The following is a 14,616-nucleotide window of genomic DNA, read 5'->3' on the forward strand; positions in this document are numbered from 1 at the left end:
AACTCTCGACCAATTGCTACGAGTGAGCGATACACAGGGTGTTGCGACGAGTGATTGAATCCGCCCTGGATCGCCCGGTCAAGCCGGGCGATGACACCGCCTTTGTGACGAGGGCGCCCCCTGTGAACTAATGCAGCCATTTCACCGGCAAATTCTGCAAGCCCCGGAAGGCCCAGCCGCCGATCCGCACCGGCTCGTCATCGGCGATCTCGATCCGGCCGGCGCGCGCGAACAATGTCGGCAGCGCGACGTCGGCGATCATGGCGCGCGAGGCGAAGGCGCCGGCGCAGAAATGCGGGCCGGCGCCGAAGGCGACGCTCTTGCTGGTGTCGCGCTGCACGTCGAACTGATCGGGGCGCTGAAAATGTTTCTCGTCGCGATTGGCGGAACCGAACATCAGGAACACGCGCTCGTCTTGCTCGAACGACACGTCGCGAATGGTCCACGGCTTTGCGATGCGCCGCGGCGACATGCCGATCGGCGAGATCCAGCGGGCATATTCCTCGAAGGCGTCGAGCCAGGTCACCTCACCCTTGCGCACGAGGTCGAGCTGCTCGGGATGGGTCAGCAGCGCCCAGACCGTGCCGGCGATCGCCTTGCGCGGCTCGTTCTGGCCGCCCGAGATCGCGAGTTTGACATTGGCGCGCACGCTCTCCATCGGCATGCCGGAGGCGAGCAGCACGCCGAGGATGCTCTGATCGGGCTTCCCACGCATCACCGGCAGGATGTCGTCGATCGCAGCATCGATGCCCGATGTCGCGGCGTGGCAGCGCGCCTCGACCGCGGGATCGCCGCCGTAATTGGCGATGCCCTCGATCATGCCTTGCGACCATGCATCCATGTCGGCAAAGCCGATATTGGTGAGGCCGGTGACCGACTTCAGGCACTCGCCGGAGAACGGCAGCGCGAAGTCGCGCATGAAATCGATCCGCCCCGGCTCGAGGCTGTCGATGATGCGGTCGGCATGGGCCTGGAACAGCGCGGTCCAATGCGCCTTCACCGTCTTCGGCGACACCGTCGGAAACATCGCGCGGCGCTCGACCAGGTGGGCCTCGCCGTCCTTGCGCATCATGTTGTGGCCCATCAGCCGGTTCATCAGGCCGGCGGGCTGGTGCGAGGAGAACACGTCGATCTGCTTCTCCGAGATCGAGATGTCGTCGCGGCTCGTCAGCAGCGTCGAGCCGAGCTGCGGCACGAAGGCGATCGGCGCTTCGTTTCGCATTTTTGCGAGCATCGGATAGGGGTCGGCCCAGAACGCGGCCGGGTCGATGTCGATGCGCGGCGCGGTGCTCACGGTGGTCTCCCCCGGGGATTTTCGTGTCCTTTGCGGCAAGGCTAGCGAAATCCGGTGGCGCCGTCTGTCCCTATCGATAGGGACGGACGGCATGCGATGGCGTCAGCGCCTCCGTGAGAAACATCACACAGCAGGGCCGCGGCCCGGAGTGCTCGCCAATAGGTGCAGAGAATCCAGGCATTTTGAACCGTGGGCGGAGAAAGTGTGACCAACGTCGCAGAGCTTCGTGAAGGGTTCCAATATCTGCAACGGGATCGTTTCATGGATCGGAAGCACTCCCGTGAAAAACCATTTTGCACTGCTGGATCCGCTGCGCTTCGGGACCGCTCTCGGGGTCGCCATTTTTCACCAGATGTTTTGGTCATGGGCCTGGGTTTCGATTGGCGTCCCGGGCTTCGAGCGCTACGTCGCCGCCGATGTACTCTACCCGTCTGCCGCGCCCTTCACATGGTTCGGCTGGGTGGGCGTCGAGATCTTCTTCGTCATTTCCGGCTTCGTGATCGCGAATTCCGCGTCCAAGTCTTCGCCGGGCGAGTTCTTACTCGGTCGCGCACTCAGGCTTTATCCGGCGGTTTGGGTTTGTGCCACCGCGACTCTCCTTGTTCTGCTTCTCTTCGGAAGTGGACCGGCATCCGAATTCATCCTGCCCTACATCCACGCCATGCTGATGGTCCCCAAGGGGGTCACGGGTCAGTGGCTTGATGGCGTCTACTGGACGCTGGCTGCCGAGATGGCGTTTTATGGGCTCGTGTACTGCGCGATGCACTCGAAGAGGGTCACGCTGAGGCACCTGGCTTGGGGTCTCACCATCTACAGCGCGATATTCAATGCGGCCGCGTTGCTGGTGCTGTCGTGCACGACGCCGTCCGATTTGATCTATCTCGTCGTTCTGATGTTTCGGGTTCCGGCCGCAGCATTCCTGTTGAATCATGGCTGCTTCTTTGCACTGGGCATCTGGCTGTTTATCTCTGCAAACAGGGAATTGACGAAGCTCGAGCGGGTCGCAGTCGCCATCACCTGTCTTTCGGGGGCCGCAGAGATCTACTATTTTGCGTCTTTCTTCCTGAGCTGCATACCAGCCATCGCCGACCAGTCAGCCCTCGTGCCGATCATGGTTTGGGCTGCCGCAGTGCTCCTCATCGCCGTGTGCGCGAACCGGAACAGAAACAGGCACGCCGCGGGGATCGCTTCTCCCGAGGCGCCGGCCTATTGGAGAACGCTTGGACTGATCACCTATCCGCTCTATCTCAGCCACAACGTCATCGGCACCGTGATCATTCGCACCCTGGTCGATGCCGGCCTGGACGCCACCACGGCCGTGTGGATCCAACTGAGCATTCTTGTGCTGATCTGCTGGTTCATCTGCGCGAAGGTCGAGCCGGCCATCCGGGGTGCGATGACCCGAACGATTACTTATTTCGGACAGCTTCCGGAAAGACAGTCAACATCGAGGCGCACGAGGTTTTCTCGGGGGCTGGGCCTTCGGCCGCCCGTCCCGGCAAAGATGGTCACTACGCTGCAATAGCCAATGGCCTGCTGGAGCATCGCGCTTTAGACTGGCTTGAACTCGTCGCATCTGCCCTGGGTCAAAGAGCGGCCTTCGGATGGCGACAGGTCCTCGGGCCAAGGCAGGGCGTATCGGCGGGACGTATCGGATGAAGGTCACCAGAGAGATGGTGGATGAAGACTTGCGCGGCCGATATGCCTTTGGGCGGATCATCGCAAGCTCTGTTCACACGAGATGGTTCTCTCTGATCGTGTTCCGTTTCACTGCGGCCGTCTTGCGGGGAAGCAACATCAGGGGACTTGTCTGCCGAGAGCGACACATTCCAAGCACGAGTGGCGGGGCGCCCATTCGCCTGAGAATCTATCGGCCAGCCGCGGCAGCTGGACCGCTGCCGATCATGCTCTACTTGCATGGCGGCGGTTACATTCACGGGGTGCCCGAGCAATTCGGCTCAATCCTCAAGGATTTCATCGAGACGGAGCCGTGCATCATCGTCGCGCCGGACTATCGAAAGGCCGTTGAAACGCCGTACCCGGCCGCATTCGATGACTGCTACGACACCCTGCTATGGATACGGGATCATGCGGCCTCCCTCGGCGGTAGAACCGACAAATTCATCGTGTCGGGCCATAGCGCGGGTGGAGGGCTTGCGGCCGCCGTCTCGCTCAAGGCAACCGATACGGACGACGCAAAAATAGCGTTTCAAATGCCGATATATCCAATGATCGACGACCGGCAGAACAGCGCATCCGTCGTTGGAAACGACGCACCCGTTTGGGATGAAAAAGCCAACAAGCTGGCATGGGCCCGCTATCTCGACGGCGTGAAGGACGTTACGCCTTACGCGGCTGCGGCACGCTGCACGGACTATACGAAATTGCCGCCGACGATCACATTTGTCGGCAGTCTCGAGCCATTTCGGGATGAAACGAAAATCTACGTCGAGAACCTTCGTCGGGCCCACATTCCGGTCGAGTTCGAAATGTTCGACGGCGCCTATCATGGCTTCGATATGATGGTGCCAGACGCGCCGATCAGCAGGCGCGCAAATCGGTTCTTGATGGAAAACTTCCGGAAGTTTGCTCAGCGGTATTTCACTTAGGCTTCAAGCGGCCAGTAGCCGTCACTGCGGCGCCGGAGCAGGAGCGGGTTTGACAATCACCATCCACTGCTTGCGCGCCCAGCGGCCCCAACGGGTAGCGGCCTGCGTATAATATTCCCAATGCAGCGGCCCGCGCCGAAAGCAAGGGTTGCGGGCGACCGGATCGGACTTGTCGAGGCTGCGCAGGAAGGGATCCGCGAGCTCCGAGCTCGAGAAATCCTGCACGCCCGTCAGCACATCGTTGCATATGTGCGCCCGCAGCTTTTCGCCCTTCATGAGTATGGCTTTTTCGACATCCCAGACGATGGCCGTGCCGTCGCGCGAGGTCGTGACAAGTCTTGCGCCATCACGACTGAACTGGGCATCCGTCACCCAATCGCGATGACCGCGCAACGCTGCGATCTCTTCGCCACTTTCAGTGTCCCATAGACGCGCGGTTTTGTCGGCAGACGCCGTGACGATGCGCGTGCCGTCGGGGCTGAAAGCGACGTTCGTGACGAAACCTTCGTAACCCTTGAGAACACTGACGCTCGCGCCTGTCTCCATATCAAGCACGCGCGCCGGTTTCCAGGCATAGCCGGCGAGGATTCGCCTGCCATCGCCGCTGAAAGCCACGGCGACGACACCGCCGATATCGAACGGTAGAGAGCGGATCATTCGACCTGTCTGCCCGTCGAACAGGCGGGGACGCGGGCTCGCGGCGCTGTCGCGAAGAGTTGGCGAATTGGCCAGCAGGAGAAGCTTGCTGTCGGGGCTGAAAGCGGCATGCGAGAGGCCCACTTGTCCCTCCATGACCGCGATCTGCCTGCCGGACCTTGCGTCCCAAAGGTAAGCGTTCTGACCCATCCCGGCAGTAACGACGCGCGTGCCGTCCGGGCTGAACGCCGCCGCGGGAGCATTTGGTGTCGTGTGCTTGCCCTTTTCCGGGCCGGCCAGAACGATACGCTCGCGTCCGGTCGCAGCATCCCAAAGGCGGCCGGTATTGTCGAAGGCCGTGCTGACAATGCTCTGGCCATCGGGACTGAACGCAACGGATTTGATGCCCTCGAAACTGTCGCGGCCATGCCCGGAAAATTTGAGCAGCTCCGTAGCAGTCGCCACGTCCCAGACGCGCGCGGTGCCGTCATCGGAGCCGGTGACGATCCTGCTGCCGTCAGGGCTGAACGCAGCACTGACAACGCCCTTCTCATGACCAAGCAGGATCGCCCTCTTGTAATTCGGCTGCGCGAGCCACACACGCGCCGTTCCATCGTCGGATGCGGACAGCACATAAGCACTCTCGGGGCTGAAGCTCACGTCGGTGATCCCACCTGTATGGCTCCTCAAGTCGGCAAGCTCCTCGCCGCTCCTGACATCCCAGATGCGAACGTCGTCACTCCCCGGTGCCGAGGAGATGAATGAGAAGGACATGACCATCGCTGCCGACGCTTTGCCGTCCGATGCCGATCCCGAGGCGAGCAGCCTTCCGTCGCGGCTGAACGCCAGTGCGCTGACGGCGTTCGCATGACCTTTGAGCTCGCGCTTCATCCGTCCACTGTCGGCATCCCAGAGACGCACGCTGTTCCCGACGCATCCGGCAATCGTCTTGCCGTCGGGACTGAAGGCGGCGCACCGAAGATCGGGGGAGCCATCGAGCCGCAGCTTTTCAGTTCCCGTGGCGACGTCCCAAAGCGCTGCATTGTCGGCCGGGGTTCCGAGGGCAGCGTAGCCGACGAGCACCTTCGCGCTGTCGGGACTGAAGCCGGCGTAATGCACGACAGAGCCGCCGAGGTGAACGGGATCAGAGTCGCTTGCCATGTTCCAGACCCGCGCGCCGTCTCCCCAAATCGAGACGACGTGCTTTCCGTCGGCGCTGAACGCGGCGGTGCCGAGACTGGAAAAACCATCCGGAGCCTTTTGGGCTGCGAGCTCCTTTGCCGTTGCAGCATCCCAAATGCGGACGGTCCCGTCGCCTGACGCGGTGACGACGCGCGTACCGTCGGGGTTGAACCGAGCGCTATGAACGCCTCGGCCGTTCCCCGAGAGCATTCCGATGTGTTTCCCGGTGGCGGCATCCCAAAGTCGCGCTGTCTTGTCGGCCGATGCCGTCACAATCCACCTGCCGTCGGGACTGAACTCCGCGCCAACCACCCCCTCGGTATGTCCCCTCAACATCGCAGCCTGCAAACCTGTCTCGACGTTCCAGATGCGCGCCTCGCCGTCATCCGATGCCGTGACGAACCGTTTGCCGTTCGGGCTGAACCTTGCGGTTCGAACAGGTCCTGCATGTCCAACTGCTGCGAAGCTCAATCGATTGGTCAGCGCCGCGCCGGCGAGCTTGCCTTCGATGGCTGTCGAAGTCGGTGTCCAGGGCATCGCACCTTGAGCCGGAAATGTCTGCAGCGCATAGCGCATGGCCCGGTCATAGCGTTGCGCGTGCACAGCCGTGTCGACCGGATTGACGAACACTGTCTGCTCCCGCCACGTCGTCTCGATGTCCTGCCAGATCACGCCGGCAAGGCCCGCCAGCAACAGTGCGCCCACACCCGCCAGCGCCCGGCCAAACCACCTCTGGAACCACGCCGTCCGTTCGAGTTGCTGGCGCGTGCGCTGCGCCTGCGCCTGCTCGGCGCGGCGGCTTTCCTGGATGAAGGCGCGCTGGTCCCCGGTCACCTCGGGCGTTTCCGGCGAGGGCGGCGGCTGCGAGGAAATCCACAGCTCGGCGTCGTCGGTGTCCTTCCCGCGAAGCAGCGCGTACTCGTCCTTGTTGCGCGCATTGGCCCAACGCAACGCCAATTCGCCGATGCGGGTGTGCTCGCGTGTCCAGGCGATGTCGCGCATGAGTGCGCCCGCGAGCGTGTTCAGCCCGGGCTCGAGCGCCTCGCCCGCGTCCATGAAAATCCAGTTGAGGCGGGACAGGCGCGAAGGAGCGTTTTCGGCGCGCCGCACGACCACCGGCAACAGGCGCTTGCCCATGCGCTCGGTTTCGTTGAGCTCCCAATCGCACACCGAGGTGGGCAGAACCGAATCCGGGGAGATCAGAAAGACGACGGCGTCCGCGCGTGCGATCAGGGCCGTCAACCGCTCGCGCCAGGGCTCGCCGGGCAGGATGTCCTTCTTGTCGAGGTAGGATTCGAACCCGCGTGCGACGAGGGACGCAACCAGCGTTTCGGCGAGCGTCAGGTCCTTGCGCGAATAGGAGACGAAAACACGGGTCTGGCGGCAAGCCCCGTTCTCGCTGGCAGCCCAGTGCTCCGGCCTTCCTGGCGTTCCCTCCGCCATGCCATTTCCCACCCTCAGTTCAGGCGGCTCGGCCCCGCCAGCAGGCCCAGCACAATCGAAAACAATTGGTTCTGCGCGGAGATGCCGAGCCGCTCATAGGCGCGCTTGCGGTAGGTCAGGGTCGAGTGCAGGCTGATGCCGAGGGCCTGCGAGATCGCCTCGGAGTTGAAGCCGAGCAGGATGCGGCGGCACACCTCCTGCTCGCGCGGCGTGAGATCGGCGAGCGGCGCGCGGGTCGCAAACAGCGTGGCGAGATCCTGGTCGTGCCTCGCAGTGCCTTGCTGGAAATGACGCGCGACGCTGGCGCCGATCGCCGGTGCCATCGCCTCGAGCCGCGCACGCTGGGCGTCGCTGAAACGGCCCTGGGCGGCGATGCGGTAGAAATTGACGTAGAAGCAGGTGTCATCGACCCAGATCGCGGTGGCGCATTTGTCGACGATGCCGGAATCGTTGAAGAAGATCTTTCGATAGCGCGCGCCATACATGCGCGGCGCGAAAGCCGGCAGCAGGATCGGCGCGCCGCCCTCGCCCTCGAACAGCGCATCGCGATTGGGGTCGGATTCGTGGAACTGCCCGGCATAGGCCGCGCCGAGATCGCCGCCGATCGGGATGTTGCCGGCATCGAGCAGGCAACGCGCGCGACCTGCGCGCGTCAGCGCAAACACCATGCAATGACCGACGTCCGCCTGCCGGCGGAGCGTGTCGATCAAGACCTCCGGGAAATCGGGCCGGCCGATGGCGAGCACCGCGGGCGTGACGTCGCCTGTCGCGGGATTTGTGCGCACCGCCTGGGACCGCATCGTTTCCTCCGCAAGATGTTGTTTTGCGGGAGGATAGCAGCAAGGTGATTTCCGCGGAAGGCGAAAAGGCCGGCGCCTGCGGACGCAGGTTGCAATCACGCTCCGGTGGATCGCAGGGGCGCCCTACGGGCCACACAGTCGATCTTCGACGACAAGCGCTTGGCAGGTCTGCTTCGGGTCGAGCAACGGAAGCCGCCAACGCGATTGTCATTCAATCGCGAGGGACAGTCAGCCCACCGGTCCCGGTGTCCAATCGTCCCCTGAAAGGGGGCTCACTCTTACGTCATCGATGACGCCGCGCTCCAGGCTCGGATCGAAATGGCGCATGGTCCGCTCGTTGAAGTCGATGATGCGGCCGGGCCTGAGTGGTCCCACGTCATTTATCTTGACGATGACCTTCTTGCCGACGGCCTCGACGAGGGCATATTTCGGCCTCGCACCAAATTCGACCCCGCCAAATTTCCAGCGCAAGCTCGTCTTGATGGCAGCCGCCCAGACCGAGGGATCATAACGCTCGCCGGAGGCCGTGCTCGGACCACCCTCCTCCTTGCCGGGCTTGAACGGATTGTACATGGATGCAGCGCCGACGACTGCATTTTCGGAGGCGGCACCGGCGACGGCGCTGGAGTGAACCCCGCGCGTTTCACATCGGGCAACGGCAGCAGAAACGGCAAGCGCAAGCAGGGCGCCGCAAAGTGCGGCGCTCGAGCGGAACAGCATCATATCTCCTGTGATTTTTTGATCGTCGGTTCCCGGCACCGCAAACAGGGCAAGCGAACGCGGACGCGTTCATGAAGCTTGCGCCGATCCTTCGCGGAATCGCGCCAAAACGTCTGGCTATGGAACCGTCGTGCGAACCAGAGCGGTTCCCACGCAGTGCTTTACGTTGTCACCGACTAAGACAGAGATTGCGTCAGCAGCATGACTTCACGAACGCCCTACCCGGCCGCCGCCTTCACTGGCGCGACGTTGACGGCGAGCTTGCCGTAGCGGTCCGTAAACGCCTCGGTGTCGATCTCTTCCAGCTTGATCTCGCCGCTCATGACGCCCTGCTTCCAATCAGCCTGCGCCGGATCGTTCTGGAACTCCGGCATCACCTCGCGGCCGAACAGCTCGAGCGATTCGCAGATGTGCTCGTGGCTGTTCTTGCCGGCCTGGTTGAGCAGGATGACCTGATCGATATGCGAGGACTGGAATCGCTTCAGCTTCCTGCGGATGGTTTCCGGCGAGCCGATCAGGCCGCCGCGCAGCGCGGCCTCCTGCGCTTCCGGATTGTCGCGCTTCCACTTGTTGTACTCGTCCCACATGTTGACGGTGTAGGGCGCGGGCCGCTGGCGGTTCTGCGAGGCGCCGTAGAAGCGCAGCGCGAACTGGAAGAAGGTGGCGCCGTCGGCGCGCGCACGCGCCTCCTCGTCGGTCTTCGCGCACATGAAGAACGACACCAGCGCCATGTTCGGGTTGATCTCGTAGTCGGCGAGCTTGTGCAGGCGCTTGGTCATGGCGTTGTAATAGGCGTGCACCCAGGCATGCGCGGCATCCGCGCTGACGAACTGGAAGCCGAGTGCGCCAAAGCCGTGGCGGCCGGCGCGTTCGATGGTCGGCAGCTGCGAGCAGGCCATCCACAGCGGCGGGTGCGGCTTCTGCACGGGCTTGGGCACGACGTTGCGCAAGGGGATGTCGAAATACTTGCCGTGGTGCTCACTGCCGGCGTCCTTGAACATCGGGAAGATCGCGGCGACGGCCTCCTCGAACACTTCCTTCTTGGTCTCCATGTCGCGCCCGAACGGGGTGAGCTCGGTGATCGAGGCACTCTCGCCCATGCCGAATTCGCAGCGGCCGTTGCTGAGCAGATCGAGCACCGCGACGCGCTCGGCAACACGCGCGGGATGGTTGGTGGTGAGCTGGAGGATGCCGTGGCCGAGCCGGATGTTTTTGGTGCGCTGGCTCGCGGCGGCGAGGAAGGATTCCGGCGAGGGCGAGTGCGAATATTCCTCGAGGAAATGATGCTCGACGACCCAGGCGTGGTCGTAGCCGAGCCTGTCGGCGAGTTCCATCTGCGAGAGCGCGTTCTGATAGAGCTTCAGCTCGTCGCCGGCGACCCAGGGCCGCGGCAGTTGCAGCTCATAGAAGATGCCGAACTTCATGACGCCTCTCCCGCTTTATTCTTGTTGGGCTCATCTTAATGACTAAGGCCAAGCTGTCTACGGAGCAGCAATTCCACTAGGCGGGAGAACGCCCGGCGTGATGCGGCCTCAACATGAAACTAACGCTGTTGGGTGCGGCTAACGGTCCGCCCGCGCGCCGCTTGATCTAGATCAAGGCAAACGGACCTCGCCTTCCTAAGGTACGGCAAGGCAACGGCCCGGATGCCGTCCCGATTCCCCGTACCATTCATAGAGACCGAACATGTCGGCCCCTGACGACACGACATCGCGCGTGCGCCGTAAGCGCGTGGAGATTTTCGCCTTCCTGTTTCTGACCGCAGTCGTGATGCCCGTCCTCGCGGTCGGAACGGTCGGCTCCTACGGGCTCGGCGTCTGGATCTACCAGATGTTCGCCGGCCCTCCCGGCCCGCCCTCCCGCCATTGACTCCCCCAGAGCGAAAGACAGGCATCATGGCCCAAGTCTCACTCAATAAAGCCACTCTGAACCGCCGCGCATTGATCACCGGCCGGATGCTCGGCGCCGACCGTATCGTGCCGCCGCCGGGCGCCGAGATCGCCAGCATCATCGTGCAGGCGCGCCCCGAGCGCCTCACTGAACTGGAGGCCGACATCGCAGCACTTCCAGGCTGCGAGATTCACGGCCGCGATCCGCGCGGCAAGCTCGTCGTCGTCACCGAAGCGCCCGATGCCGGCAGTCTCGGCACCCTGCTCAACACCATCCAGTCGCTGCCGAACGTCTACTCCGCAGCGCTGGTCTTCCACGCCATCGAAACCGCCTGAGCAAGGAAGAGCCATCATGACATCGCCGAAGCTCGACCGCCGCCAGATGCTGAAGCTCGAGGCCGCCGCGATCGCGGCCGCCGCCGCCGGACTCCCGGTACCGGCGCTCGCCGCCAACCTCGCCACCGAACGCGAGGTGAGCGAATTGAAATGGGACAAGGCCGCCTGCCGCTTCTGCGGCACCGGCTGCTCCGTGATGGTCGCGACCAAGGAGAACCGCGTCGTCGCGACGCACGGCGACATCAAGTCCGAGGTCAATCGCGGCCTCAACTGCGTCAAGGGCTACTTCCTCTCCAAGATCATGTACGGCCACGACCGCCTGATGCAGCCGATGCTGCGCAAGACGGGCGGCAAATACGACAAGAACGGCGACTTCACGCCGGTGTCCTGGACCGAAGCCTTCGACATCATGGAGCTGAAGTGGAAGGAGGCGATGAAGAAGCGCGGGCCGAACGGCGTCGCCATGTTCGGCTCCGGCCAGTGGACGATCTGGGAAGGCTATGCCGCATCGAAGCTGTTCAAGGCCGGCTTCCGCACCAACAACATCGACCCCAATGCCCGGCACTGCATGGCCTCGGCCGTCGCCGGCATGATGCGCACCTTCGGCATCGACGAGCCGCCCGGCTGCTACGACGACATCGAGGCGACCGATGCCTTCGTGCTGTGGGGCTCCAACATGGCGGAGATGCACCCGATCCTGTGGACGCGCCTCGCCGACCGCCGGCTCTCCGCGCCGCATGTCCGCGTCGCCGTGCTCTCCACCTTCGAGCACCGTTCGTTCGACCTCGCCGACATCGGCATGGTGTTCAAGCCGCAGACCGACCTCTATCTGCTGAACGCCATCGCCAACCACATCATCAAGACCGGCCGCGTCAACAAGGACTTCGTCGCCGCGCACACCGTGTTCAAGCGCGGCCAGACCGACATCGGCTATGGCCTCCGGCCCGAGCATCCGCTGCAGAAGAAGGCGACCGGCGCGGCGAAGCCCAACGACTCCACCGACATGAGCTATGACGAGTACGTCAAGTTCGTGTCGGAGTACACGCTGGAGAAGGCGGCCGAGATGTCCGGCGTGCCGCTCAACCGGCTGGAGGCACTGGCCGAACTCTATGCGGATCCGAAGACAAAAGTGGTCTCGTTCTGGACCATGGGCTTCAACCAGCACACCCGCGGCGTCTGGTGCAACAACCTCGTCTACAACATCCATCTGCTGACCGGAAAGATCTCCTCGCCCGGCAACAGCCCGTTCTCGCTGACCGGCCAGCCCTCGGCCTGCGGCACCGCGCGCGAGGTCGGCACCTTCTCGCACCGCCTGCCGGCCGACATGGTCGTGACCAACAAGGAGCACCGCACCAAGACCGAGCAGATCTGGCAGCTGCCCGAAGGTACCATTCCCGACAAGCCGGGCGCACACGCCGTGCTGCAGAGCCGGATGCTGAAGGACGGCCTGATCAACGCCTATTGGGTGCAGGTCAACAACAACCTCCAGGCCGGCCCCAACGCCAACGAGGAGACCTATCCGGGCTTCCGCAATCCCGACAATTTCATCGTGGTCTCGGATGCCTATCCGTCGGTGACCGCGCTGGCCGCCGACCTGATCCTGCCCACCGCGATGTGGGTGGAGAAGGAAGGCGCCTATGGCAATGCCGAGCGGCGGACGCAGTTCTGGCATCAGCTCGTCCCTGCCCCGGGCGAGTCGAAGTCCGATCTCTGGCAGCTCATGGAATTCTCCAAGCGCTTCAAGATCGAGGAGGTGTGGCCGGCGGAGCTGATCGCCAAGAAGCCTGATGTCCGCGGCAAGACGCTGTTCGACGTGCTCTACAAGAACGGTCAGGTCGACAAATTCCCTGTTACCGACATCGAGCCCGGCTATGCCAACGACGAATCCAAGGCGTTCGGCTTCTACGTGCACAAGGGCCTGTTCGAGGAATATGCCCAATTCGGCCGCGGCCACGGTCATGACCTCGCGCCGTTCGAGACCTATCACAGGGAGCGCGGGCTGCGCTGGCCTGTCGTCAACGGCCAGGAAACGAAGTGGCGCTTCCGCGAGGGCAGCGATCCCTACGTCAAGCAGGGCGCGGACGTGCAGTTCTACGGCTACCCGGACGGCAAGGCGCGGATCTTCGCGCTGCCTTACGAGCCGCCGGCGGAATCGCCCGACGGTGAATATCCGTTCTGGCTCTCGACCGGCCGCGTGCTGGAGCACTGGCATTCCGGCACCATGACGCGCCGCGTGCCCGAGCTCTACAAGGCCTTCCCCGAGGCCGTGTGCTTCATGCATCCGGACGATGCGCAGGAGGCGAAGATCCGGCGCGGCGACGAGGTGAAGGTGGTGTCCCGCCGCGGCTTCATTCGCGCCCGCGTCGAGACGCGCGGCCGCGACCGGCCACCGCGCGGCCTCGTCTTCGTGCCGTGGTTCGACGAATCCAAGCTGATCAACAAGGTGACGCTGGACGCCACCGATCCGATCTCGCTGCAAACCGATTTCAAGAAGTGCGCCGTGCGCATCGAGCGGGTGAGCCTGTCATGATGAAACGATTTGGAATCGCCCTGCTTGCGGTCGCGATCGCCGCGGGCGCAAGCTCGCTGACCGCGCAGACGGTGACATCAGGCCTGCGCGGCCCGGCCCCGCTCAATGACGAGGGGCCGGCGCCGCCGATGCTGCCGAACCGCAACACCTCCGAGCGGGAGGTACGCAACTATCCGGAGCAGCCGCCTGTGATCCCGCATACGATCGACGGCTACCAGATCGACCTCAACGGCAACAAATGCCTGTCCTGCCACGCGCGGGCGCGCATCGCCGAATCGCAGGCGCCGATGGTCTCGATCACGCATTTCATGGATCGCGACGGCCAGTTCCTGGCCTCGATCTCGCCCCGGCGCTTCTTCTGCACCGAGTGCCACGTGCCGCAGAGCACCGCCAACCCGCCCGTCAGCAACGATTTCACCGACATCGACACGCTGCTGTCGCGCGCAAGCCCTGGTGGCCGCCGATGACGACGACCGCCGACGAATCCAAGCCAAAGCGCGGCTTCATCGCGCGAAGCTGGGACTTTGCGCGCGAGCTCTGGCAGGTGCTGATCCGGCCGAGCTCGGTGTTCGGGCTCGGCGTGCTGGTGCTGGCGGGCTTCGCGGCCGGCGTGATCTTCTGGGGCGGCTTCAACACCGCGCTGGAGCTGACCAACACCGAAAAATTCTGCACCGGCTGCCACGAGATGAAGGACAACGTCTTCGCCGAGCTGAAGTCGACCATCCATTTCAGCAACCGCTCCGGCGTGCGCGCGACCTGCCCGGACTGCCACGTCCCGCACAACTGGACCGACAAGATCGCGCGCAAGATGCAGGCCTCCAAGGAGGTCTGGGGCAAGCTGTTCGGCACGATCGACACAAGGGAGAAATTCCAGGATCATCGCCTGGAGCTCGCCGCGCATGAATGGGCCCGCTTCAAGGCCAACGATTCGCTGGAATGCCGCAACTGCCACAGCGCCGATTCCATGGACATCACAAAACAGTCGCCGCGGGCTTCGGTCGCGCATCAGCGCTTCCTGTTCACGGGCGAGAAGACCTGCATCGACTGCCACAAGGGCATCGCCCACCATCTGCCCGACATGCGGGGTGTGCCCGGCTGGCAGTGAGGCGATCGCATCTGACCGGTCGCTCGCTATCGCCGCCACAGCGTCATGGCCGGGCTTGTCCCGGCCATCCAC

Annotated in this window: 12 protein-coding genes; 7 read left to right on the forward strand and 5 right to left on the reverse strand. The window is 63.7% G+C overall.

Annotated features, from left to right (window positions below):
• Positions 1-127: 127 nt before the first annotated feature.
• Positions 128-1,294, reverse strand: coding sequence for a cytochrome P450 (locus tag AC1RUR_RS37445; RefSeq protein ID WP_492853147.1), 1,167 nt, complete (start codon positions 1,292-1,294; stop codon positions 128-130).
• 280 nt (positions 1,295-1,574) lie between these two features.
• Between AC1RUR_RS37445 and AC1RUR_RS37450 the strand changes: the two genes are divergently transcribed.
• Positions 1,575-2,819, forward strand: coding sequence for an acyltransferase family protein (locus AC1RUR_RS37450; RefSeq protein ID WP_492853148.1), 1,245 nt, complete (start codon positions 1,575-1,577; stop codon positions 2,817-2,819).
• 130 nt (positions 2,820-2,949) lie between these two features.
• Positions 2,950-3,903, forward strand: a complete 954-nt coding sequence (locus AC1RUR_RS37455) for an alpha/beta hydrolase (protein WP_492853149.1) — start codon at positions 2,950-2,952, stop codon at positions 3,901-3,903.
• Between the two features lie 21 nt (positions 3,904-3,924).
• Here AC1RUR_RS37455 and AC1RUR_RS37460 read toward each other — a convergent pair whose 3' ends face one another.
• The 4 genes from AC1RUR_RS37460 to AC1RUR_RS37475 all read right to left on the reverse strand — a co-directional run bounded on the left by AC1RUR_RS37460 (position 3,925) and on the right by AC1RUR_RS37475 (position 10,108).
• The gene (locus AC1RUR_RS37460) at positions 3,925-7,164 is read right to left on the reverse strand and encodes a toll/interleukin-1 receptor domain-containing protein (RefSeq protein WP_492853150.1); all 3,240 of its coding nucleotides are present in this window, start codon (positions 7,162-7,164) and stop codon (positions 3,925-3,927) included.
• 14 nt (positions 7,165-7,178) lie between these two features.
• A complete protein-coding gene (locus AC1RUR_RS37465; protein ID WP_492853151.1) occupies positions 7,179-7,964 on the reverse strand; it encodes a helix-turn-helix transcriptional regulator in 786 nt (261 codons plus the stop codon).
• A gap of 228 nt (positions 7,965-8,192) precedes the next feature.
• Entirely contained in the window at positions 8,193-8,687 is a 495-nt protein-coding gene (locus tag AC1RUR_RS37470) for a septal ring lytic transglycosylase RlpA family protein (protein WP_492853152.1), read from the reverse strand.
• Between the two features lie 215 nt (positions 8,688-8,902).
• Positions 8,903-10,108, reverse strand: coding sequence for an LLM class flavin-dependent oxidoreductase (locus AC1RUR_RS37475; protein WP_492853153.1), 1,206 nt, complete (start codon positions 10,106-10,108; stop codon positions 8,903-8,905).
• A 262-nt stretch (positions 10,109-10,370) separates the two neighbouring features.
• Here AC1RUR_RS37475 and napE point away from each other — a divergent pair, with 262 nt between their 5' ends.
• From napE to AC1RUR_RS37500, 5 genes are read left to right on the forward strand one after another with little or no spacing between them, the layout of a single operon-like run.
• Positions 10,371-10,553, forward strand: a complete 183-nt coding sequence (napE, locus tag AC1RUR_RS37480) for a periplasmic nitrate reductase, NapE protein (RefSeq protein ID WP_492853154.1) — start codon at positions 10,371-10,373, stop codon at positions 10,551-10,553.
• A gap of 26 nt (positions 10,554-10,579) precedes the next feature.
• Positions 10,580-10,909: a chaperone NapD gene (locus tag AC1RUR_RS37485; RefSeq protein WP_492853155.1), complete on the forward strand. Its 330-nt coding sequence runs from the start codon at positions 10,580-10,582 to the stop codon at positions 10,907-10,909.
• 16 nt (positions 10,910-10,925) lie between these two features.
• Complete coding sequence (gene napA / locus AC1RUR_RS37490; protein ID WP_492853156.1) at positions 10,926-13,439, forward strand: nitrate reductase catalytic subunit NapA; 2,514 nt, start codon at positions 10,926-10,928, stop codon at positions 13,437-13,439.
• Positions 13,436-13,906 (forward strand): nitrate reductase cytochrome c-type subunit, encoded by a 471-nt coding sequence (locus AC1RUR_RS37495; protein ID WP_492853157.1) that lies wholly within the window; start codon positions 13,436-13,438, stop codon positions 13,904-13,906. The genes napA and AC1RUR_RS37495 overlap by 4 nt, the downstream gene beginning before the upstream one ends.
• On the forward strand, positions 13,903-14,544 hold the full coding sequence (locus AC1RUR_RS37500) for a NapC/NirT family cytochrome c (RefSeq protein WP_492853158.1): 642 nt from the start codon (positions 13,903-13,905) through the stop codon (positions 14,542-14,544). The genes AC1RUR_RS37495 and AC1RUR_RS37500 overlap by 4 nt, the downstream gene beginning before the upstream one ends.
• Positions 14,545-14,616 lie beyond the last annotated feature (72 nt).

The organism is Bradyrhizobium sp. GW821-FHT12B03 (genome assembly GCF_058807535.1).